We start from the raw sequence: 21,942 nt of genomic DNA on the forward strand, positions 1-21,942 counted from the left end.
AATCATCAAAAAAAGTTACACGGTGTCATTTAAAGCGCGAGAGGAGCATATACAATGAGTGAGAAGAAAATGCCGAAAATAGCTTTGGGGGCCTGGTCCTGGGGTTCTGGTGCAGTTGGCGGTGATCAGGTGTTTGGCAATCATCTGGAAAAGGAAGATTTGCAGCCGATTTTTGACGCGGCCATGCAGAACGGGCTGAACCTTTGGGATACGGCCACGGTTTATGGCATGGGGGCTTCGGAGGATATTCTGGGCAGTTTCGTGCGTCAGGTCAAGGCTGAGGATGTCATTATCTCCACCAAATTCACGCCGCAGATTGCGGGGATGTATGAAGATTCTATGGCAAAGATGGCAGAGGCAAGCTGCCAGCGTCTGGGTATTGATGTGATTGATATTTACTGGATTCACAATCCCATGGATGTGGAGCGCTGGACACCGGAACTTATTTCCCTGCTGAAAGCTGGCAAGGTTAAGCAGGTGGGCGTGTCCAATCATGACCTGTCTCAGATCAAGCGGGCTAACGAAATCCTGCAGGCAGAGGGCTTCAAGGTTTCTGCGGTGCAGAACCATTTCAGCCTGCTCAATCGTTCCTCAGAGCGGGCAGGAATCCTGAAATATTGCAAGGAAAATGATATCAAGTTCTTTGCCTATATGGTATTGGAACAGGGCGCGCTTTCCGGCAAGTACGATACAAAACATCCCTTCCCCGCAGGTTCTGACCGTGCCAAGAGTTATAATCCCATTTTGGCACAGCTGGAAGACCTTACGGCGGAGATGGCAAAAATCGGTGAAGCGCATGGCCTCAGCGTGGCACAGGTTGGCACGGCCTGGGCAATCTCCAAGGGGGTACTGCCCATTATCGGCGTGACTAAGGTACGCCATGTGGAAGACGCGGCCAAAGCTGCTAGCGTAACGCTTGATGCAGAGGAAATTTCTCGTTTGGAAGAGCTGGCGGATAAAGCCAATGTCTCCACCATCCGTGAATGGGAAAAGAAAATGGACTGATAGGGGATAATGTTATTTGATTGGCGACTTAGTGACTTGTACTGCTGAAGTTATTTATGTAGGGCATACTTCCATGGAAGTGGCGGTTAATGTGGAAGTGGAAGTGCTGGAGGCTGACCAGGGACCGCAGCATGCGCTGTCCGCGTATTTCACCATGGTGGCATTAGACCGCAATGGCCGTCCCATGGCCGTGCCGCCGTTGGAACTTGAAACCGAAGAAGAAAAGGCAGCTTTCGAGGCTGCTAAAAAACGCCATGAGCTTTACCATCAGCGAAAAAAACAGCGGGAAGAAGCGGCTGCGCGTGTGATTGGCAAATGAAATAATACTCGACTTGAAGTTCATAAGACAGGAGGATGGCAGGAATGAAATGCAGAGTGGGAAAATTTTTGGCGGCAGGAATTTTAGGCTTTAGTCTGACTTTGAGCAGTTTTACCGCATGGGCGGCACCGGCCTGGACATTGCCGGAAAGCGGACTGAAATTGGATGATGCGGCTAAGCAGGCGCATGTGGCAGCCATGATGGAGTCGCTCAAACATCCAAAAGGAAAGCCCGCACCCTATGAAGCTCCGGATGGCTGGTCTTATGAAACATATGATGCAGGTAATGTGACCATGGAAAAGCTGGTCAATCCTGCGGCTGGCACGGACAGGATTATTTTCCATCTGCATGGCGGCGGCTATATTCTGCCACAGGACAATAATCACCGTCAAATGACGGAAAAGCATGGTATATTGGCCAACGCTCGGGAAATGTATCTGGTGGATTACCGCATTGCCCCGCAGCATACTTATCCTGCTGCTTTGGAGGATGCAGTAGCCGCCTATAAGGATTTGCTGGCCAGCGGCAAAGATGCCAGCAGAATAATCGTTACCGGTGATTCGGCAGGCGGCAATCTGGCTTTGGCATTGTCCTTGTATCTGAAAGAAAACAAACTGCCCCAGCCTGCCATGCTGATCCTGATTTCCCCGTGGACAACGCTGGAAACGAATCTGCCTTCCCGTAAGTATAATGCCAGCAAGGATTTGATTTTGGGCAGTAATAATCCCATTATGTATGGGGAAGTGAAGAACCCTTCCTATGGCAAGGCTTATAAAGCAAAAAATCCCCTGCTGTCTCCACTGAATGCGGACCTGTCCAGCCTTCCCCCAATGCTGATTCAGGTTGGCAGTTATGAACTGTTCTTTGATGAAGGTATTGACCTGGGTAAAAAAGCCTCTATGCAGGGCGTAGATGTAACCATGACGGTTTACCCAGGGATGTCCCATGATTTTGCCCTGCTCCTGCCGGAACTGCAGGATAGCGTGGATTCCTTTGTGGAAATCCGTGATTTTATCAACTGGCATATGAAATGATGATGATGGATTTAATGACGGAGATGGTGTGCATGAAATATACACAATTAGGTAATTCTGATTTACAGGTGTCCCGTATTTGCCTGGGCTGCATGGGCTTTGGCAATGCAGGTACAGGCCAGCACAGTTGGACGGTAGATGAAACAGCTACTCGTGAGATTGTAAAGCATGCGCTGGATGAGGGCATAAATTTCTTTGACACGGCTATTGCTTATCAAAATGGTACCAGCGAAGAATATTTAGGCAGGGCGCTGAATGATTTTGCCAAGCGGGAGGATGTGGTGGTAGCCACGAAGTTCCTGCCCCGCAGCCAGCAGGAAATCGAAAAGGGCGTGACCGGTCAGGAGCATATCCAGAGACAGTTGGACCTTAGCCTGCAGCATCTGGGCATGGATTATGTGGACCTCTATATCTATCATATGTGGGATTATCAGACGCCTATCTATGATATTCTGGATGGTATGACGCAAATGGTCAAGGCAGGCAAGGTTCGTTATATCGGTATCGCCAACTGCTATGCCTACCAGTTAGCCAAGGCTAATGCGCTGGCAGAAAAAGAAGGTTTTGCGAAGTTCGTATCGGTGCAGAATCATTACAATCTGCTGTTCCGGGAGGAAGAGCGGGAAATGAGCAAACTTTGTGCCGAGGATAATATTGCCATGACGCCATACAGCGCGCTGGCCAGCGGCCGCCTTTCCCGCAGGCCGGGAGAAATTTCCCGGCGCTTGCAGGAAGACAGTTATGCCAAGCTCAAATATGATGGCACGGCTGATACGGATGAAAAGATAATCCTGCGGGTGGCAGAACTAGCCGAAAAATATCAGGTATCCATGACAGAGATTTCTCTGGCCTGGCTGCTCACAAAAGTCACCGCTCCCATAGCTGGTGCCACGAAACTGTATCATATTGACGGTGCGGTAAAGGCGGTGGAGCTTGACTTGTCAGATGAGGATCTTGCCTATCTGGAAGAACTCTATATCCCTCACAAGCTGGTGGGCGTGATGGCGCAAAACACCCGCAGCGGCAATAAAAAAGAGCAGGTTTGGATGAAGAATGCACCCAAGGGTATGCAGTAATCGTAAATAAAATAAAGAGGACGCTATTTCAGTAAAAAGAATATTTTTTTACCTTTAATATTGACATGGTGTCATCTTGATATAAAAGAAATAAGTATTATAGAAAAGAAAGGTGTTTATAATCATGAAGAAAAAGAATTTTGTTTTAATGGCAATGATGGCAGCGCTGACTACTTCGAGCATAGCTTCAGCTTCTACGATCACAGTAGAAGGTTCTATACAGGGAAATACTGCCGTAACAATGCAGGATGGCGTGATTGCGAAATCCTATCCAATCAACAAGGACCAGGAAGTGATTTACTACAGCGCCAATAGCAGCGATGCAGGTTCAATCAAGGAAGTTATCGATCATAATCCAACGTCTTATCAAAAGATGGAAGTTGCAGGCCATACGGTTGAAAGCTGGGTGGAAAATGGTGTGGCTTACACTAAGGACAATGGGCAGTTGGTAAAATCCTATAAAGTCAATGGGCATATAGATAAAATCGTCGCAAAATCTGGTGATGATGCTGGTTCCATCATCCGTACGGTAGATCATAATCCAACACTTGAGCAGACGGTTACCCTGCTGGGCCATACAGCCAAAAGCTGGTTGGAGGGCAATGAAGTAAAGTCCGAAGTTGATGGCAGACAGGGCAAGACATATACAATCAATAAAGATATCGAGACGATTTATTATGACAGCAAAAGCAGCGACAATGCAGGTTCCATTAAAGAAGTAATCGATCATAATCCTGATTGCTATCAGACGATGACGATTGAGTTGGGTGAGTAAGTATAGGAAAGAGCAGAAAGATGAATCTTCAAGGTAAAGTTGCCCTCATCACGGGGGGCGGTACGGGAATTGGCCGGGCGATAGCATATCGTATGGCCAAGGAAGGGGCCTCTGTGGTCATCATTGGACGACGGGCCGAAAAACTGCAAGAAAGTGCTGCCAGCCACCCGGGAATCAGCTATATGATTGCGGATGTATTGAAATCCGCAGACATTTTTCAAGTGCTGGATGATATAGACAAACGCTTTGGCAGGCTGGATATTGTGGTAAACAATGCAGGGATTGCCCCGATAACCCCTATCGAAGGGATAAATATGGCAGATTACGACAGAACATTTGCGTTGAATGTTCGGGCTGTCATTGATGTAACCAGTCAGTCTATCCCTTATCTGAAAAAATCGAAGGGAAACATTGTAAATATCACTTCAGGTCTGGTAACCAATCCAATGCCTATGAATTGTGTTTACACAGCGAGCAAGGCTGCTGTTTTGAGCATGACGGAAACCTGGGCTAAGGAACTGGCTCCTCATGGCATTCGTGTCAACAGCGTAGCAGCAGGAGCTACAAGAACACCTCTTTACGATAAGTTGGGACTTACGATTGAGGAAACAAAGGATTATGAGGCGGCAGTGGAGAAAAATATTCCCTTAGGACGATATGCAGAACCAGAAGAAATAGCTGGTGCTGTGGCCTTTATCGCCTCAGACGATGCCAGATACGCTACGGGAGCACACTGGCGTATTGATGGTGGCTTTGGAATGTAAAATGCAAGCAGGTCAGGAGGAAAATGAAATGTTTATCATCAATCAGACGCTCAAGGCAGAAAAAATTCCTGCGGGAAAGGGCGAAGAACTCTTTAAGCAGCATGTGGCATGGTTCACCAAGCATTTTGAAGCCGGTAATTTTATTCTGGTCGGGCCTTATACCGATAAGGAAATGGCCGGTATCATGATTTCTCCAGCTGAATCCAAAGAAGCGGTGGAGAAGATCCTGCAGGAAGATGTGTATTATGCAGATGGCCTAGCTGACTATGAAGTCCGGTCTTTCACCGCAGGCAAGGTAGCAGCAAATTTTGCAGAATTTGCAGGCCGGTGAAATCCGATAATCCCTCTGTCGCGAAAGGTTCAGACCGCGTGAGACAGAGGGATTTTAAAAATATGCTTGACCTGAAGTTCACTTCAAGTGTTAAGGTAGAGATAACCGGATATTATCGGGCAGAAAGGAGAGTTACATGAAGGGAAAGAAAATCTTGGCCGCAGCAATAGCTGCAGGCATGTTCATGACAAATTTTACATTTATGGAGGCAGCTATGGCACAGACGAAAAAAGCAGTAAAGATTACACAGACCGCAGGCAGAACGCAATTAGGGGAATTTGCTCCGGATTTTGCCCGCTATAATGATGATATTCTCTTTGGAGAGGTATGGTCAAAAAATGATGTCCTGTCCCTGCATGACCGCAGCATCGTGACGGTTTCGGCATTGGTGGCCAGCGGCATGACAGACAGCTCTTTGAAATATCATCTGCAGTCGGCAAAGAAGAACGGCGTTACCCGTGAGGAAATGGCTGAGGTCATCACCCAACTGGGGTTCTATGCGGGCTGGCCCAAGGCCTGGGCGGCGTTCAATCTGGCCAAGGAAGTCTATAACGAGCCAGTTACCCAGAATACAGAGACCAAAGGAAACAATCATATGGATTTGGAAACCATCAAGGAAACCAGCTTGTTCCCCGTTGGCGGTGAAAATGTCAACTATGCCCAGTACTTTGACGGCAAAAGCTATCTCCATATGGTTTCCCTCGACCAGGTAGTGATTGGCAATGTGACCTTTGAGCCGGGCTGCCGCAACCATTGGCATATCCATCATGCCGACAAAGGCGGCGGGCAGATGCTGCTGGTCACTGCCGGCCGTGGCTGGTATCAGGAATGGGGCAAGCCTGCTCAGGAATTGAAGGTGGGAGATGTCGTGCATATCCCCGCAGGTGTCAAGCACTGGCATGGCGCCGCCAAGGACTCCGCCTTCCAGCATATCGCCATCGAGGTGCCGGGAGAAAATACTTCCAATGAGTGGTGTGAGCCGGTGGAGGAAAAAGAGTATAACAGATTGCCGTAGATGGATATGAATGGTTGAGAAAGGAGCAAAACGCATGAAGAAATTATGGATTGCCTGCTTGTCCATGCTGATGGTACTGGGGCTGATGGGCTGCGGCACGGATAATGGCAAGGCCGAGGAAAAGACACCGCCAGCTAAAACGGTGGCTCAGGCGGCTAATACTGATGCTGCGGCAGCAGGAGATAAGATCTTAGTCGCTTATTTTTCCGCGACAGGCAATACGAAGCAGCTGGCGGAGAATACCGCCAAGGCCCTGGGCGCAGATTTGTATGAAATTCGGCCGGAATCCCCCTATACGGCCGAAGACCTGAATTACAATGATGAAACGACCAGGGCCACGGTAGAGCAGAAAAATGATGGCTTCCGCCCCTCCTTAGCGGACAAGAATGCCCCCATTGCCAGCTACAAGACCATTATTCTGGCCTATCCCATCTGGTGGGCTCAGGCGCCCCGCATCATGGACACATTCGTGGAAAGCTATGACTTTACGGGCAAGAATATGACGGCTGTCTGCACCTCCGGCGGCAGTGATATCGGCAGCAGTGCAGATTATCTGGCCAAGCTTACCAAAGGCAAGGCCAATTGGAAACCGGGCAAGTTATTCAGCCCGCAGGCCGGCACCGATGAAATCAAAGCCTGGTATAATGGCTTAGGCTTCTAAATTGCATATCATCAAGAAATTTATGAGCAGTATAGATTGGCTGGGGGGATTGTGTAATGAAGGAAAAAATGACTCGCAGGAATTTTGTAAAGCTGGCAGGTATGGCCGTTGCTATAGCCGCTTTGCCAGGGTGTGCGACCTTTGCCGCTGACGAAAAAGGTGCAGGAGCAAATGAGCCGTTGGGGAAGGCGAAAGTCGCTGGTACCGGCGGGGAGCACTATCTTCCCTATAGGGAGCGGCAAGGGGCAGAGTCGGTGGTTTATTTTACCCGCGACCTGTCGGCGGCCGGACTGCTGAAAATCTATGACAAGGTGAAGGATAAGCTGGGCGGCAAGGTGGCTGTCAAACTGCACACGGGTGAGCCCCATGGCCCCAATATTATTCCCCGCCCCTGGGTGAAAGATTTGCTGCAGAACCGCCTATCGGAGGGCACCATCATCGAAACCAACACCTATTATGGCGGTGGCCGTGATACCACTGAGAAACACCGGGAGACACTGAAGACCAATGGCTGGACGGATTTCACCACGGTGGATATCATCGATGCAGAAGGTACGGCCATGTTGCCGGTGCCAAATGGCAAGTGGTTCACAGAGATGTCCGTGGGCAAGGATATGCTGAAGTACGACTCGCTTTTGACCTTGACGCATTTCAAAGGGCATGCTATGGGCGGTTTTGGCGGCTCCAATAAAAATCTCGGCATTGGCTGTGCGGATGGAAAAATCGGCAAGAAGATGATTCATGCCGGAGAAAGCGGTTCCCAGTGGGGTGTGACTAATGAGGAGTTCATGGAGCGCATGACTGAATCCACTCAGGCTACAGTCACGCATTTCAAGGACAAGATTGCCTTCATCAATGTGATGCGCAATATGAGCGTGGACTGTGACTGCGCCGGTACCTCGGCCCAGCCTGTCGTCACGCCGGATATTGGTATTGTGGCCTCCTTGGATATTCTGGCTGCGGACCAGGCTTGTGTGGACTGTGTCTACGCCCTGCCGGAGGAAAGCAAGCATGATTTGGTGGAGCGCATGGAATCCCGTCACAGCATGCGCCAGCTGACCTATATGAAGGAAATGGGCATGGGCAATGACCGCTATCAGCTGATTGACCTCGATAATGGCGACAAAGTGATCACGGCTGCCGAAGCCGTAAAGGATATCAAGGGAACCTGGGGAACAGGCCGAGCTTGACTCTTTCTATCAACAGTACCTCAAGTAAATAAACCCTAAGACAGCAGATTTTGACCGGTCAATTGACTGGTCAAAATTTTGCTCATAATACTGATATGGTGTCAATAATGCTGTGCAAAAAATAGCTTGACTTAAAGTTCACTCGAAGTGTCAGAGTGGATTTCAGCAGGAAAAATTTATTATTTAAGCAGGAAGGTAAGGGAAAATGGACGTATATAAGAAACAGGTATTTGATGAAGAACGGGCTCTGTATGGCAAAACGGGGGTGCAACTATCAAAGTGACGGGCGTGAAGGAAATCATTAGGGATGATGTGGATGCCAAAGGCCGCATCGTTCTTGCCGAAGAATCTCATTGCGCCTGAGGGAGTGTAGGCCTATGAATTACCGGAGCATAAATCGGCGCATGGCCGTAACGGCGCTTTTGCCGTTGCTGTTTGTGCTGGCCATGAGCTTTCATTATATCCCCAAGCTGCTGCATGAAATCATAGGCGCAGCCTGGCTCCTGCTGGCAGGAGTTCATCTCTATCAGAACCGTCACTGGCTGAAAAGCCTGCAGCAGGGCAAATGGACTTTCCAGAGGACTTTGGGCACGGTCATGGATATCCTGCTGCTTGCCGTGGTGCTGGTGGCTGTGTTTGCCGGCCTTGGCATATCCAACTTCCTGCTGAAAGATGTCATGCCGTTGGAAATCCAGCGCAGCATTGTCATTCATCAGTATCATGTATCCCTGCCCTATGCTCTGCTGATTTTGTGCGGCCTCCACTGGGGCCTGCATTTCAAAGGCTGGCTGGGGCAGTGGCAAAAGGTCTTTGGCTGGAAACTGTCTGCTGTGGCTAAACGGGCAATTGTGGCAGCCTTGAGCCTGGCGGTGCTCAGTGCGGGCATTTATGCTTCGTTCCTGAACCGCATCGGCGACCGTCTGCTGATGAAACATATCTTTGCCACGGCCGCCACCAATGAACCGGCGGCCATCTATGTACTGCTGCTCTGCGGAACCATCGGACTTTATGTTTTGCTCGGAGCCGCATTGCAGCGTTATCTAAAAGCATGAACATTTGATATTGGAGGTAATCACATGAGTAAGAAATTAGTAGCTTATTTTTCCGCCAGCGGTGTGACGGCAAAGGCTGCCAAGAACCTTGCCGAGGCGGCTGGGGCAGATTTGTTTGAAATCAAGCCGGAAGTGCCCTATACCCAGGCCGATTTGGATTGGCATGACAAGAATTCCCGCAGCTCCGTGGAGATGCGGGACAGCAAATCTCGTCCGCAGATTGCGGCAGGTGATGCCAAGATTGCGGACTATGATGTGATATTTGTGGGCTTTCCCATCTGGTGGTATGTGGCGCCCACCATCATCAACACCTTCCTGGAAAGCTATGATTTTGCCGGCAAGACCATAATTCTCTTCGCCACATCCGGCGGCAGCGGCTTTGGCAAGGCCGTGGAAGGGCTGAAAGACAGCGTGGCAGATAGCACCGTTATCCGGGAAGGCAAACTGCTGAACGGGAATCCTTCGGTTGCTGAACTTAAAGACTGGGTGGAAAGCTTATAAGCGTGACAAGTATCAGGCAATGTGCATGAAACATGTGCATTGCCTTTTGTCGTGGGTGAGGCAGGTATTTAGACGGTGAAGATTGAATTATACAATCGAGAGATTCAAAAGTGTACAAGAGGATAGGAGTGTGGTGGATATGGTGGAATTGTTTCGCATGAGCGCAAAAAAGGCTTTACCGCTGGTATGTATGCTATGTTTTACGGCCTCCACAACGATGGCAGAAGAAAAGGTGATTCCCTATCCGGCTGGGCTTGATACGGTTACAGAAGGTGCTTCATCTGCTCCAGCGGAAATCAATCATAAGGATTCACCGTATTTTACAGACCTGGATTTCTACGACATGGAAAGTATCCCGGGACGCCGTATTGTACTTCCCCACTATAAGACCTATCAACAGTCAAGAGAGTATACCTGTGGTCCTGCCGCGGCCTTGACCGTGCTTTATTGGTATGGGAACAGGGATTATGATGAAATGAGCTTGACAAAGGCCATGAAAACCCAGGGGTATCCAATCGGTACCGGGCTTAGAAATATGGTTGGATTCTTTAAAGGAATCGGCTGGGAGGTGCGTAGCAGCCTGAACAGCGATAAACTTAGCCGCTATGAGGATTTCCGTACCTTTATCCTGGAATCGCTGGCTCATGGGAAACCGGTACTGGTGGAAAATATAGAGTGGGGCGGTCATTGGCGGGCTATTATTGGCTATGACAACATGGGAACGAAGTCAATGCTGGATGATATGCTTATTTTTGCAGATCCTTACGATACTTGTGACCATAAACAGGACGGATATACCGCTAGCAATGCTACAAAATTCTACTCCATGTGGTTTGATCATTCCATGCTGCCTAAGAAGGAGCGCTATCAACCTTGGATTATAGCTTATCCGAAGGACGCTGATACTGTAGGAAAATAGGGGGATTGATTATGAATAAGATGAAAAGAATATGGTTCTATGTATTCCTGGTTTGCCTGTTGATTGTGCCCAATTATACTGTCGCATCTACGGGGGCAACGAATACGGATGGTGGTATGTATGTTGTCAACTGTGAAAGCTGGATAAGCCTTCGGGCATATGCATCTACAGATGCTCCCGTCATCGCGAAGATACCACTTGGAGATATGGTGAATATTATTGATGACAATGATCCCTGCTATCAAAAGATGATATTTGCCCATGTCCGCTATCATGGGAATACGGGTTATGCATTATACAGCTATCTGACTCCTCATTGCACGTTATACCGTGTGGCCAACTGTAACGAGTGGATAAGCCTGCGTTCAGCACCGTCCGCGGATGCAGCGGTGATTACTCGTATTCCGCTAGGGGAATACGTTCGCTTTGTCAAAGCAGGCAGCAACGGGTACTACTATGTTTACTACAAAGGAAATCTGGGTTATGCACTGGCTGAGTATCTTTCATAAGTTGTGAAACTGGTGGTTTCCTTAGCGTGCAATATACAGCTAGAGGCGTAGTGAAATACTAATAGCAAAAATAAAGCCATCAATAAGGCAGATATCTCAATCTGTGCTTATTGATGGCTTTTGCTATCTGATAGCGGTTAATCTTACTGTTCTACTTCAGCATCGTCTGCAGTATATTCTTCCAGGGAGTTTTCCCGCACCTGGATGCAGATGAAGCTGATGCCTTCATTGGCAGCTGCCGAGAATTGACGCCGCGCTGCTGGGGCAATGCGCAGCCAATCGCCAGCTGCGAGTTCTACGGTCTGCCCGTCAATCACAGCTGTGCCCTTACCGGCCGTGACGAAGTAAATCTCCTCGTTTTTCTTGTGGTAGTGCACAAAAGGAACACCAGCACCAGCGGGCAGGTTGTTGACGCTGATCTCTGCCCCCGTCAGGTTCAATTTGTCATGCAGCTCAGTTCTTGCATCGCTTGCCACACTGATTTTGTTGAAATTTGCCATGTGATTTTCCTCCAATGAGTTTTTGTTGTAATGATATCGGTTACAATAAAATGATAACACCGCCTCGATGTAATGTCAATGGTTACAATAAAAAATCTGCGGCGCACGATTTCATCATTGTCATAGGTTGCTGGGGGATTTGGGTTGACATTTTATAGGTGATGTAATATTGTATGGTACAACGACTACATAACGGAGGTTTTTGCATGCAGTTTTCGTTTCGTCTGCCGGTAGCGACACATATATTGCTTTGTATCGAGCGGTTCAAGGATGAGTACAAGACCACTTCCAACTTTTTGGCCAGCAGTGTCAATGTGAACCCGGTCATTATTCGGAAAACATTGGGGCAGCTCAAAGCAGCCGGCCTGGTGGATGTGGCAGCAGGTGTCGGTGGGGCCAAACTCACAAAAAGCCCGCAAGACATCACGTTGTGGGATGTCTTCCAGGCTGTGGAAGAGGACGAGGATCTATTTCATTTTCAGGAGAACCCCAATCCGAAGTGCCCGGTGGGCAGGAATATCCATGGGGTGCTAGGGGACAGGCTCGAAGAGGTCAGGCAGCATATGCAGGCTGATTTCAAGAAAGTCACCATTGCAGATTTATTGGCGTCTATCGAGGCGAAAGAAGCGGCAGAGTGAGAAATTATGCATGACATCTGGAATCCATGGCATGGCTGCAGGAAAATCAGCCCCGGCTGTGCCAACTGTTATATGTATACGCTGGATAAGCAAAGAGGGAAAGACGGCGCTGCCATTTACCGCACGGAAAATTTTGCCTATCCGTTGCAGAAAGACCGCTACGGCAGTTATAAGGTAAAGAGCGGCGAGCTTATCCGTGTGTGTATGACTTCGGATTTTTTTCTGGAAGAGGCGGACAAATGGCGGGACGAGGCCTGGGAAATCATGCGGCAGCGGCCGGATGTCATTTTCTATCTGCTGACCAAACGGCCGGAGCGGGTGGCGGACTGTCTGCCTCAAGACTTTGGCAGCGGCTGGGAAAATATCTGGTTCAATGTCACCTGCGAGAATCAAAAAATGGCTGACATCAGACTGCCGCTGCTTAAGGATTTGCCCTTCAAGCACAAAGGTGTGATGTGTGCGCCCTTGATTGGCGCCGTAAGTTTGAAGCCCTATCTGGAGGAAGGTTTCATCGAGCAGGTTATCTGCGGCGGCGAGAACTATGAAGGGGCACGGCCCTGCAACTTTGATTGGATACTAGCTTTGCATGAAGAGTGCCAGGAAGCCAGTGTATCCTTTTCCTTCATTGAAATCGGCTCAGATTTCATTAAAGACGGCAAGCATTATCGTTTGCAAAGCAAGCAGAAACAGGCGGAGCAGGCATTTAAGGCAGGTTTGAATTTCAAGGGCAAGCCCATGCATTTTGACCTGCGGTATGCCATTGGCATTCCGGTAACGCCAGATGATTGCTATCGAGCAGTCTATGACGGTCCGCACTGCCATGCCTGCGGCAGCAGATTGATATGCAATGGATGCAGCCATTGCGGCAAGTGCGGGAATTAACTGTACAAGTAGAAGAAGCAGAATAGGAGCAAAATAAATGATTACCATATCGGAATTAAAGACAGGCGTTATCTTTGGTGACAATAACACCTGCGAATATGTCTATATGCCCGCCAGTGAAATTGGTGTGGAAGAACCCCTGTGCGTTTACGAAAACAATGGGCAGCGGTCTGATGTAGACTTATCGGAAGCCCTGCGGCTCATTCGGGTGCGGGCACTGCGGCAGGTAAAGCATCCGGTTTTGGGAAGCAGTTCCTGCTGATGCGGTGCGAAAGGGAAATTGATGAGGATGTATTACAAAAAAGCATAGATTATGCTCAGAAAATGGCCGAGCGGGGGTATCTCACCATTGCCTTTGACCCGTCATTTACCGGGGAAAGCGGCGGCCAGCCCCGCTATGTGGCTTCGCCGGACATCAACACCGAAGATTTTTCAGCGGCGGTGGATTTCCTCTCTACCCAGGAGAATGTGGATAAAGACCGCATCTGCATCATCGGTATCTGCGGCTGGGGCGGCATGGCTATCAATGCTGCGGCCAATGATACCCGCATCAAGGCCACGGTGGCTTCCACCATGTACGATATGAGCCGGGTGATGGCCAAATGGCGGCTGGAACCAGACTACAGCACTTTCGTTCATGAATATGCCGATTCTTTCCTATGCAGATGAAATCAAGAGTGCCGTAATGGTGCTTCATGGGGAGAAGGCTCATTCCCGCTATTTTGGTGAGGATGCTTTCAAGAAACTGAAGGGGGACAACAAGGAATTGGTAATCGTCCCCGGTGCATCCCATATCGATCTTTACGATAACAAAGCCAAAATCCCCTTTGACAAGTTAGCAGCCGTTACTGAAAACTTATAAAAAGTCATAAACCTTCCGTAGAAAGTTAACTTTTACGTTCCATTCCTCATTCACTGCGTCCGCTTTTGCCGTCCCGAAGAACAGACTACTCACGTTTGATATAACGCTCCAGAGGCTTAAATTCCCGACTAACGAATCGGTACATATCTGCATTGACTTGTCGGTGTCAGCTTGCAGATTTGGATAGCTCCGTTTCTCCATAGCGTTTGAGATTCAAAGATGCTTGAAAATCACGGTCTATCACATTGCCACAGACGGGACAGACATATGTCCTGTCTGACAGCTTCAGGTCTTTATTTATATATCCGCATTCGACGCAAGTCTTGGAGCTTGGAAACCAGCGGTCAGCAATAACCACGGGAATTCTTGCCCAATGTGCCTTGTATTCAATCTGCCTGCGGAATTCATAAAAATTCTGTTCCTGAACTTTTTCAGACAGGTGCTTATTCTTCATCATGCCCTGCACATTCAGGTCTTCAAGGCATATAAACCTTGGCTTTCGGTTTATAATTATTCTCGTCGCCTGATGTACATGATTGGCTCTGATGTCAGCCAGCCTATGGTTGATTCGTAAAAGTCGTTTTTCGCTTTTTATAAGGTTGCTTGTTTTGCAGTAACGCTCTCCTTTCTTGTTCATCTGGTATTTTCGCGATACCTGACGCTGCAACCTGCGTCGTTTCTTTTTAATGTTCCTTATTGTATGGGACTTATTGATATTTTTGACTACTGTAGAGTCCGAGATTATCGCTAAGTCTTTGATACCTAAATCAATGCCGACACCTTCTGTGCAGAAACGTCCCGGCTGTTTGCGACTGAAGTTTAGTCCTCGCATTGGCTTTAGCGTATAAGAAGTTCTGATTCCTACGGAAAGCCACCAGTTTTCACCGTCAAAGGTTATCCGTGGTTGGGTGTATCTTCCCTTTGTAGGAATTCTTCCCTTTTCGGCAAGCCTTATCCAGTTGAGCCGTTGACGGTTCTTTTTTCTGCTGCCAGCTATATTTTCCAACTTAACATGCGTAGCGGTGAACTGGATTTTTACATTGTCCTGATAGAAACGAAAGTCGCCATTCTTTTTGCTGCGAAACTTAGGGTGCCCGTTCATGTCATAGATGGTCGGGGTCCTGGCGATGCGAGCAAAATGTGCCAGCTTCTTGGGTGAATATTTTACATACCCTTTCTGCCTCTGCTTGTGGAAGAAGTTCTTGTACGCTATGCACAAATCCTTGATAGCCTGCTTGGTGACATTGTTGGATATACCTAGAAGCCACAAGTATTCTTCAGAATTACGCAGAACAGTGAACTCCTTGCGAAGGTCGTAATCACTTTGAAGTTTTCTGCCCTCCCTGAAATTCTCCATTTGCTTATCTAAAGCCCAGTTATAGGCAAATCTTGAAGCACCTGCGAACTGAAAAAGTTTAGTTCTCTGCTTGTTGTTTGGCAGTAGTCGTATCCTGACTGACCTTATCATCGCATTCACCTCCCCTATACGAATAATTATACCATGCCTTGATGGGCATGGTACTATTTCTGTATCGGAAAGTAAGTTTGCTTAGTTTGCTTAGACTTTTTATCAACTTTTTATAAGTTATGCTTGACTGTTAAAAGCCCCCCTGCAAAGATTTAGGTTTGCAGGGGGATATTTTGCGTCAGAGGGTAAATCTTTCCTGCAGTGCCGCCAGGAATGCTTGGGAGGCTTTGGAAAAGACGGCATTTTTCTTCCAGGCGATTGAGGGCTCGGCAAAAATGGCAGGCTCCAGAGGGCGTGTGCAGAGATTGGTGCCCGTGGTGTTGATGAGTTCATCAAAGGAGATGGCGTAGCCCATGCCCTCTTTGACCATCAGGGTGGCATTGTAGAGCAAGGTGTAGGAACCGGCGATGTTTAGTTCGGCCAGAGGCTTTTGCAGCCAATTCAGCAGTTCATCGCCATGGGTACTGGCCGAAAGAGTCTGCCGGGAGAAAAGCAAAGGGCGCTGCCATAAATCCTCTGCCCGGATGACATCTTGTTGCGCCAGTTCATCATCTGCGCGCAAGAACAGCACCCAGCGGTCGTGGACAGGCAGGGGAAGTTCTTGATATTTAGCCGGGTCCAGCTTGCCATAGACAAAGGCAAAGTCAATCAGGCCACGGTCCAGTCGTGTCATGGTGGTGCTGCCGTCACCGGTAACGATATGAAAACGCAGGCCGGGATGTTTTTGGCGCAAACGCTGGGCTACTTCCATGATCTGTCCGAAATGTATGGATTCTCCGGCCCCAATACGGATATCGCCGCTGATTTCTGCATTGCGCAATAGCTCCCCGGTGGTCTTGTCCACCAGCGAAAGGATTTCCTCTGCCCGGCGGCGCAGCAGCTGCCCGTCTTCCGTAAGCAGGATGCGCCGTGGCTCACGGACCAGCAGCTGTTTGCCAAACTCGTCTTCCAAATCTTTGAGCTGACGGGATAACGTAGGTTGGGACAGATGCAGCTTTTCCGCTGCCCGGGAAAAGCTCTCTTCCTGTGCCACGGTGAGAAAGTATTTGAGAACCCGCAATTCCATGATATTCAACTCCTTGGTCTGAATTTGACTCTATAATACTATGAAAATCTATTACTGTAAAGCATAGGTAATGATTATGTATAAGTATTTGTATTGCATATGTGGAGAATTTATAATGGGATTGAAAGGACGTGAATTTATGGAGAAGGAAAAAGGGATAAACAAACAGCTGCTTCTGCTTATCATGGCCACTGGTGTTTTTAGTATCCTGAATACGGAAATGGGCTTTATCGGCATTCTGCCTTATATTGCCGAAAACTATCAGGTGACGGTGGTGCAGGCAGGTTGGCTCATCAGTCTCTTTGCGCTGGGAGTGGCCGTGGCGGGGCCAACGATGCCGCTTATTATGTCCCGCTTTAATCGCAAGTGGGTTATGGTCTTTATTTTGGGACTGTTTACCGTTTGCAGTACGATTGCTGTTTTTGCCGAAAATTTCTATGTGCTTTTGGCCGTGCGGGTGCTGCCGGCGTTCTTCCATCCGGTTTACTGCGCTATGGCCTTTACGGTGGCGGCAGGGCTGGCAAAGACCGGTGAAGAGCCAAAGATGATTGCAAAAATCAATATGGGCGTAGCCGCCGGTATGGTGGCGGGGGTGCCCATCAGCAATTTTTTGGCGGAGCAGTTCAGTCTGGCGTTCTCGATGGCGTTTTTTGCTCTGGCCACCTGGCTGGTCATGTTGGCCACGTTATATTTTATGCCTTCGATGCCGGTCAAGGAACAGCTGGGCTATGGCGAGCAGCTTGCCGTGCTGAAAAAGCCCATGGTCTGGGCATCGATTGCGGCGGTGATTTTCCTTAATGGTTCGATTTTCGGTGTATTCAATTATCTGGCGGAGTATCTGGGTGTGGTTTCCGGTATTGCACCTTCCTTGATCAGTATATTGCTGTTAGTCTATGGTCTCTGCAATGTTGGCGGCAGTATGCTGGCGGGAAATCTGCTGACCGTGCGGCCGTTGATGGTGGTCAAAATCTTTCCGCTGGCGGTTGCGGTAATCTATATTGCCCTGCTGGGCGGCGGCAGCATTTGGCCGGTAATGGGACTTATTGTGGTACTCTGGGGATTACTTGGGGGCATCAATGCCAATATCAATCAGTATTGGATTGCCAGTGCCGCCCCGGAAGCCCCGGACTTTGCCAATGGTCTCTTTCTGACGGCGGCCAATATGGGCTGCGTGCTGGGGACAACGGTCAGCGGTCATTTTATTGATGCCTGGGGTACGCAGTATGTTGTGCTGGGCGGTTTGCTGTTCTGTCTGCTGGCGGCCTTGACGGTTTGGGTGCAGTGTTATCGTCAGCGCAGCAATCCGCAGCTGATGGTTCAGACTGAGCAGTAATAGATGATATTTTATATGCTCTATAAGCATAGTGATGTATTTTTTATAAGTATTGGTAATTCAAAAACATAATCGCTATAATGAAATCAAGCTAAATGTTAAAAGATGTAAGTGATGTAAAGGAGAGAAACGAAATGATGAAGAAAATTGGCAAGAACAAAAAGATGGTTTTGGCAGCCTTGGTGGCAGGTGTGATGTCTTTTGGCCTTATGGGGAGTGAAGTGACAATGGCCGCAACTCCGGTTAAAGCATTGGCAGCGGCTTCGCAGATGCAGCGTTCGTCTATCAGCGAACTGAACAATGACACCCGCGTATTCAAGATTGACAAGTCAATCGAAGCCAAGAATGTGAAGTTTGAAAACCGCTTTGGCTTTGAAGTGGCCGGCCATATGTATCTGCCCAAGGATTTTGATGCCAGCAGGAAATATAAGGCGGTCGTGATTACGGGGCCATTTGGTGCGGTGAAAGAGCAGTCCTCCGGACTTTATGCACAGGAATTTGCCAAGCATGGTTATGTGGCCGTAGCCTTTGATCCTTCCACCACAGGTGAGAGCAGTGGCAGCCGCCGCAATATGGGCTCCCCGGAAATCTTCACGGAAGATTATCATGCCGCCGTGGATTTCGTTTCCAACTTGAAATTCGTGAACCCGGATCAGGTGGGGGCCATGGGCATCTGCGGTTTGTCCGGCATGGCCATCACTGCCGCTGGCAGTGACAGCCGCATCAAGGCGGTGGCAACTTCGGCAATGTATGATATGAGTGAAAGCATCAGCGACCATTATAATGGTGCTTACTACACGCCGGAGCAGAGGGAACTCGTGAAACAGCATCTGGCCAAGATGCGTGATGAAGAAGCCAAGACCGGCAAAGCCATCCGCGGAGCCCATGAGCTGGGGGTGGATGCCAATGGTAAGGTGGAGACCTTCGATACTATGTTCCCCGATAAACTGCCTGCGGATGCCAGTCCTGTCATCAAGGATTTCTTTGGCTACTATGTAGGCCGCGCCTTCCATCCGCGCGCCATCAACTCCAACAAGCTGGCCTGGGATTCGGTAACCCCGTATGGCTTCTTTGACTTCAAGCTTATGAGCAATATTGATGAGTTGGGTAAGACGCCGGTCATGCTGATTACCGGGGACAAGGCGCATTCCAAGTATTTCTCCGATAATGTCTATGCCGCCATCAAAGGGGAGAAGGAAGAAATCGTCGTTCCTGGTGCTACCCATGTAGACCTTTATGACCAGATGGATAAGATTCCGTTTGACAAGCTGTTTGCCTTCTTTGATAAGAACCTGAAGTAAAAAGCAAGAAATGCCGCCCTGCGAAATCGTGCAAGAATTTGCTGGGCGGCATTTGTATTATATGGCTTGACTTTGAGTATACTCCAAGTGATAGAGTAAAAGAGGATAATGTGTATGGAGGAGAGAATATGAGCAAAAATGTAGTGATCATTTCCACGAGCCTGAGAAAGAACAGCAATTCTGAGGCATTGGCCAAGGCTTTTGCTGAAGGTGCCAGGGAGGCAGGACACGAGGTGGAGCAGATTACCCTGCGGGATAAGACTATAAATTTCTGCAAAGGCTGTCTGGCCTGCCAAAAGACCATGCAGTGTGTGATAAACGACGATGCCAATGCAATCACGGCTAAAATCGGTCAGGCGGATGTGGTTGTTCTGGCAACGCCGGTCTATTATTATGGTATGTGTGGCCAGTTAAAGACCTTGCTGGACCGGGCAAATCCGTTGTTCCCCTCGGATTATCATTTCCGTGAAGTTTATCTGCTGGCTACGGCGGCAGAGGATGAAGCAGATACCGTAGCCGGAACCCGCGTCGGCGTGCAGGGCTGGGTAGACTGCTTTGACAAGGCCGAATTGAAGGAGACGCTTTTTTGTGGCGGTGTGACGGACACAGGTGATATTGCTGGCAATGCCGCATTGGAAAAAGCCCGACAGGCTGGCAAGAATATTTGAAGTCTGCAAAATAATGTCTTGCAGCTGTATTTGCATAAGGAGAGAGGGCAATGCCAAATCGGAAAATCATAAGTGTGGTCATGCTGTCGGTGATGCTGCTGCTATCCGGCTGTACAGGTGCGCAGGAGACTGCTGCGGATACTGGCAGTAAGGTGCAGGAGGCCGTCCCACAGGAAAATAAATCCGTGGCAGAACCTAAGAAGGAGCAGGCGATGAAACTCATCATTGATGATAAAGTTGTTCCCGTTACCTGGGAACAGAATGCTTCTACGGCGGCGTTGCAGAAACTTTTGCCGTTGACCATCAAAATGTCACCTTATGGCGGCTTTGAGCAGGTGGGTTCTATTGGTCATAGTATTGACAGTGCAGATGAGCAGATGACCACGCAATATGGTGATATCGTCCTCTATGCGGGGAATAAGCTGGTTATTTTCTATGGTTCCAATTCGTGGGCTTATACGCGGCTGGGACATATTGACATGTCAAAACAGGAATTGACTGCTTTATTAAACCGCGATGGCGTAACGGTGCAGCTCGCGCCCCAGTGAAAAAGGATAGGATTTTTAACAGAAAGGTAAGGAAAATGGAGGAATATAGAGAACAAACATTTGATGAAGAACGGGCACTGTATGGCAAGACCGGGGTGAAGCTCATTGATTGCCGTTTTGACGGCCCTGCAGATGGGGAAAGTGCGCTCAAGGAAAGCCGCGATATTGAGGTGCAGGATTGTTTTTTCAATCTGCGCTATCCCTTCTGGCATGATGAGTCTGTGCAGATAAAAAAATCTGAACTCACGGAGCTTTGTCGCGCGGCCTTGTGGTATGCAACGGATATTCATATTGCCGATACGAAACTGCATGGCATTAAGGCCCTGCGGGAATGCGCCGATGTGACCATAGAAAACTCGGATGTGATTTCGCCGGAATTTGGCTGGTCGGTCAAAAATATCCGTATGAAAAATACCAGCGTGCAAAGCGAATATTTTATGTTGCGCAGCGAACAGCTGCATTTTGACCATGTGACTTTGCAGGGGAAATATTCATTCCAGTATATTGAGGACGCAGAATTTACCGACTGTGAGCTGAACACCAAAGACGCTTTTTGGCATGCCAAAAATGTGACGGTCCGCAACAGCGTGATTCGCGGGGAATATCTGGCCTGGTATTCGGAAAATCTGACGTTGGAGAATTGCACCATCATTGGCACGCAGCCCTTTTGCTATTGCAAGGGGCTGAAACTCATCAACTGCCGCATGGTGGATACGGATTTGGCCTTTGAAAAATCGGAGGTTGAAGCAGAGGTCACGACCGTGGTGGACAGCATCAAAAATCCAAAATCCGGCACAATCAAGGTGGCAGGCGTTAAGGAAATCATCATGGATGATTCATCTGCCCAGGGGCGCATTATTGTGGTCGAAGAAAGTAACTGTGCTTGATAATTGATGACGAAGATTGACAAGGTTGTTTTTTTGTTCTATGCTATTAAACAGAATATAGGTTGACACCTGTTGCCGCCGGGTAATGGGAAAAGCGTCATTTTCTTATCGTTAGGTCTTGGCAGATAAGAAGGTGGCGCTGTTTTTGTAGGAGGGAAATTATGTTTCGGAAGATGAGGAGATTCAAGCAGCAACTGGCAGAGGAAGAATGCAGGGAGGTGCTGAGAGAAACGAAAAGGGGTGTGCTGTCCATGCTGGGTGACGACGGCTATCCCTATGGCATCCCCATGAATCATTGGTACTCAGAGGAGGACGGTATCCTTTATTTCCATAGTGCCAAGGAAGGGCACCGGATGGATGCCATAAGGGCCTATGACAAGGTGAGCTATTGTGCTTACGATGAAGGCTGGCAAAAGCCCGGTGAATGGGCGCTCAATATCCGTAGTGTAGTTGTCTTTGGCCGGATGCAGCTGGTGACGGATGAGGAAAAAATTCGCCAAATCTGTAGCTTGCTGGTGCGCAAATTTACGGATGACGAAGCGTACTTGGAACAGGAATTGAAACACGCCTTGCCCCGCGTGCAATGTCTGGCGCTGCTTCCCGAGCATATGACCGGGAAGTTGGTCAATGAATCGTAA

Annotated in this window: 26 protein-coding genes and 1 pseudogene; 24 read left to right on the top strand and 3 right to left on the bottom strand. The window is 48.7% G+C overall.

What is annotated here, in order from left to right; all coding sequences use genetic code 11:
• Positions 1 to 54 precede the first annotated feature (54 nt).
• The 14 genes from SELR_RS15900 to SELR_RS15965 all read left to right on the top strand — a co-directional run bounded on the left by SELR_RS15900 (position 55) and on the right by SELR_RS15965 (position 11,151).
• On the top strand, positions 55 to 1,005 hold the full coding sequence (locus SELR_RS15900) for an aldo/keto reductase (RefSeq protein WP_014431067.1): 951 nt from the start codon (positions 55 to 57) through the stop codon (positions 1,003 to 1,005).
• 16 nt (positions 1,006 to 1,021) lie between these two features.
• Positions 1,022 to 1,324, top strand: coding sequence for a hypothetical protein (locus tag SELR_RS15905; protein ID WP_197537194.1), 303 nt, complete (start codon positions 1,022 to 1,024; stop codon positions 1,322 to 1,324).
• 44 nt (positions 1,325 to 1,368) lie between these two features.
• On the top strand, positions 1,369 to 2,358 hold the full coding sequence (locus tag SELR_RS15910; RefSeq protein ID WP_014431069.1) for an alpha/beta hydrolase: 990 nt from the start codon (positions 1,369 to 1,371) through the stop codon (positions 2,356 to 2,358).
• A gap of 32 nt (positions 2,359 to 2,390) precedes the next feature.
• Positions 2,391 to 3,434, top strand: a complete 1,044-nt coding sequence (locus SELR_RS15915) for an aldo/keto reductase (RefSeq protein WP_014431070.1) — start codon at positions 2,391 to 2,393, stop codon at positions 3,432 to 3,434.
• A 148-nt stretch (positions 3,435 to 3,582) separates the two neighbouring features.
• Positions 3,583 to 4,209 (top strand): hypothetical protein, encoded by a 627-nt coding sequence (locus SELR_RS15920; RefSeq protein WP_158645840.1) that lies wholly within the window; start codon positions 3,583 to 3,585, stop codon positions 4,207 to 4,209.
• Positions 4,210 to 4,229: 20 nt separating this feature from the next.
• A complete protein-coding gene (locus SELR_RS15925; protein WP_014431073.1) occupies positions 4,230 to 4,973 on the top strand; it encodes an SDR family NAD(P)-dependent oxidoreductase in 744 nt (247 codons plus the stop codon).
• Between the two features lie 28 nt (positions 4,974 to 5,001).
• The gene (locus SELR_RS15930; protein WP_014431074.1) at positions 5,002 to 5,304 is read left to right on the top strand and encodes a YciI family protein; all 303 of its coding nucleotides are present in this window, start codon (positions 5,002 to 5,004) and stop codon (positions 5,302 to 5,304) included.
• A 184-nt stretch (positions 5,305 to 5,488) separates the two neighbouring features.
• Complete coding sequence (locus SELR_RS15935; RefSeq protein WP_218122915.1) at positions 5,489 to 6,319, top strand: carboxymuconolactone decarboxylase family protein; 831 nt, start codon at positions 5,489 to 5,491, stop codon at positions 6,317 to 6,319.
• Positions 6,320 to 6,353: 34 nt separating this feature from the next.
• Positions 6,354 to 6,980, top strand: a complete 627-nt coding sequence (locus tag SELR_RS15940; RefSeq protein WP_014431076.1) for a flavodoxin — start codon at positions 6,354 to 6,356, stop codon at positions 6,978 to 6,980.
• A 56-nt stretch (positions 6,981 to 7,036) separates the two neighbouring features.
• A complete protein-coding gene (locus tag SELR_RS15945) occupies positions 7,037 to 8,170 on the top strand; it encodes a DUF362 domain-containing protein (RefSeq protein WP_014431077.1) in 1,134 nt (377 codons plus the stop codon).
• 377 nt (positions 8,171 to 8,547) lie between these two features.
• On the top strand, positions 8,548 to 9,222 hold the full coding sequence (locus SELR_RS15950) for a hypothetical protein (RefSeq protein ID WP_014431079.1): 675 nt from the start codon (positions 8,548 to 8,550) through the stop codon (positions 9,220 to 9,222).
• Positions 9,223 to 9,246: 24 nt separating this feature from the next.
• Complete coding sequence (locus SELR_RS15955; protein WP_014431080.1) at positions 9,247 to 9,723, top strand: flavodoxin; 477 nt, start codon at positions 9,247 to 9,249, stop codon at positions 9,721 to 9,723.
• Positions 9,724 to 9,862: 139 nt separating this feature from the next.
• Positions 9,863 to 10,642 (top strand): C39 family peptidase, encoded by a 780-nt coding sequence (locus tag SELR_RS15960; protein ID WP_231848205.1) that lies wholly within the window; start codon positions 9,863 to 9,865, stop codon positions 10,640 to 10,642.
• An 11-nt stretch (positions 10,643 to 10,653) separates the two neighbouring features.
• Complete coding sequence (locus tag SELR_RS15965) at positions 10,654 to 11,151, top strand: SH3 domain-containing protein (RefSeq protein ID WP_014431082.1); 498 nt, start codon at positions 10,654 to 10,656, stop codon at positions 11,149 to 11,151.
• A gap of 143 nt (positions 11,152 to 11,294) precedes the next feature.
• Here SELR_RS15965 and SELR_RS15970 read toward each other — a convergent pair whose 3' ends face one another.
• The gene (locus SELR_RS15970) at positions 11,295 to 11,651 is read right to left on the bottom strand and encodes a cupin domain-containing protein (RefSeq protein WP_014431083.1); all 357 of its coding nucleotides are present in this window, start codon (positions 11,649 to 11,651) and stop codon (positions 11,295 to 11,297) included.
• A gap of 206 nt (positions 11,652 to 11,857) precedes the next feature.
• Here SELR_RS15970 and SELR_RS15975 point away from each other — a divergent pair, with 206 nt between their 5' ends.
• The 4 genes and pseudogenes from SELR_RS15975 to SELR_RS18050 form a co-directional block, all read left to right on the top strand.
• Positions 11,858 to 12,289, top strand: coding sequence for an Rrf2 family transcriptional regulator (locus tag SELR_RS15975; protein ID WP_014431084.1), 432 nt, complete (start codon positions 11,858 to 11,860; stop codon positions 12,287 to 12,289).
• Positions 12,290 to 12,295: 6 nt separating this feature from the next.
• Complete coding sequence (locus tag SELR_RS15980) at positions 12,296 to 13,171, top strand: DUF5131 family protein (protein WP_014431085.1); 876 nt, start codon at positions 12,296 to 12,298, stop codon at positions 13,169 to 13,171.
• Between the two features lie 37 nt (positions 13,172 to 13,208).
• Positions 13,209 to 13,433, top strand: coding sequence for a hypothetical protein (locus tag SELR_RS15985; protein ID WP_014431086.1), 225 nt, complete (start codon positions 13,209 to 13,211; stop codon positions 13,431 to 13,433).
• A gap of 50 nt (positions 13,434 to 13,483) precedes the next feature.
• A pseudogene (locus SELR_RS18050) lies at positions 13,484 to 14,033 on the top strand (alpha/beta hydrolase); the annotation flags it as partial.
• Between the two features lie 166 nt (positions 14,034 to 14,199).
• Here SELR_RS18050 and SELR_RS15995 read toward each other — a convergent pair.
• A complete protein-coding gene (locus tag SELR_RS15995; RefSeq protein ID WP_014431089.1) occupies positions 14,200 to 15,501 on the bottom strand; it encodes an RNA-guided endonuclease InsQ/TnpB family protein in 1,302 nt (433 codons plus the stop codon).
• 178 nt (positions 15,502 to 15,679) lie between these two features.
• Positions 15,680 to 16,567 (bottom strand): LysR family transcriptional regulator, encoded by an 888-nt coding sequence (locus tag SELR_RS19415; RefSeq protein ID WP_014431090.1) that lies wholly within the window; start codon positions 16,565 to 16,567, stop codon positions 15,680 to 15,682.
• A gap of 115 nt (positions 16,568 to 16,682) precedes the next feature.
• Here SELR_RS19415 and SELR_RS16005 point away from each other — a divergent pair, with 115 nt between their 5' ends.
• The 6 genes from SELR_RS16005 to SELR_RS16030 all read left to right on the top strand — a co-directional run bounded on the left by SELR_RS16005 (position 16,683) and on the right by SELR_RS16030 (position 21,942).
• Positions 16,683 to 17,900: an MFS transporter gene (locus tag SELR_RS16005; RefSeq protein ID WP_014431091.1), complete on the top strand. Its 1,218-nt coding sequence runs from the start codon at positions 16,683 to 16,685 to the stop codon at positions 17,898 to 17,900.
• Between the two features lie 134 nt (positions 17,901 to 18,034).
• Entirely contained in the window at positions 18,035 to 19,201 is a 1,167-nt protein-coding gene (locus tag SELR_RS16010) for an alpha/beta hydrolase (RefSeq protein ID WP_014431092.1), read from the top strand.
• Positions 19,202 to 19,329: 128 nt separating this feature from the next.
• Positions 19,330 to 19,869: a flavodoxin family protein gene (locus SELR_RS16015; RefSeq protein ID WP_014431093.1), complete on the top strand. Its 540-nt coding sequence runs from the start codon at positions 19,330 to 19,332 to the stop codon at positions 19,867 to 19,869.
• A 50-nt stretch (positions 19,870 to 19,919) separates the two neighbouring features.
• Positions 19,920 to 20,417 (top strand): cyclophilin-like fold protein, encoded by a 498-nt coding sequence (locus SELR_RS16020; RefSeq protein ID WP_014431094.1) that lies wholly within the window; start codon positions 19,920 to 19,922, stop codon positions 20,415 to 20,417.
• Between the two features lie 35 nt (positions 20,418 to 20,452).
• Entirely contained in the window at positions 20,453 to 21,304 is an 852-nt protein-coding gene (locus SELR_RS16025) for a DUF3737 family protein (protein WP_014431095.1), read from the top strand.
• A gap of 161 nt (positions 21,305 to 21,465) precedes the next feature.
• A complete protein-coding gene (locus SELR_RS16030) occupies positions 21,466 to 21,942 on the top strand; it encodes a pyridoxamine 5'-phosphate oxidase family protein (RefSeq protein ID WP_014431096.1) in 477 nt (158 codons plus the stop codon).

The sequence above is a fragment of the Selenomonas ruminantium subsp. lactilytica TAM6421 genome, from assembly GCF_000284095.1.
GTDB lineage: Bacteria > Bacillota > Negativicutes > Selenomonadales > Selenomonadaceae > Selenomonas_A > Selenomonas_A lactilytica.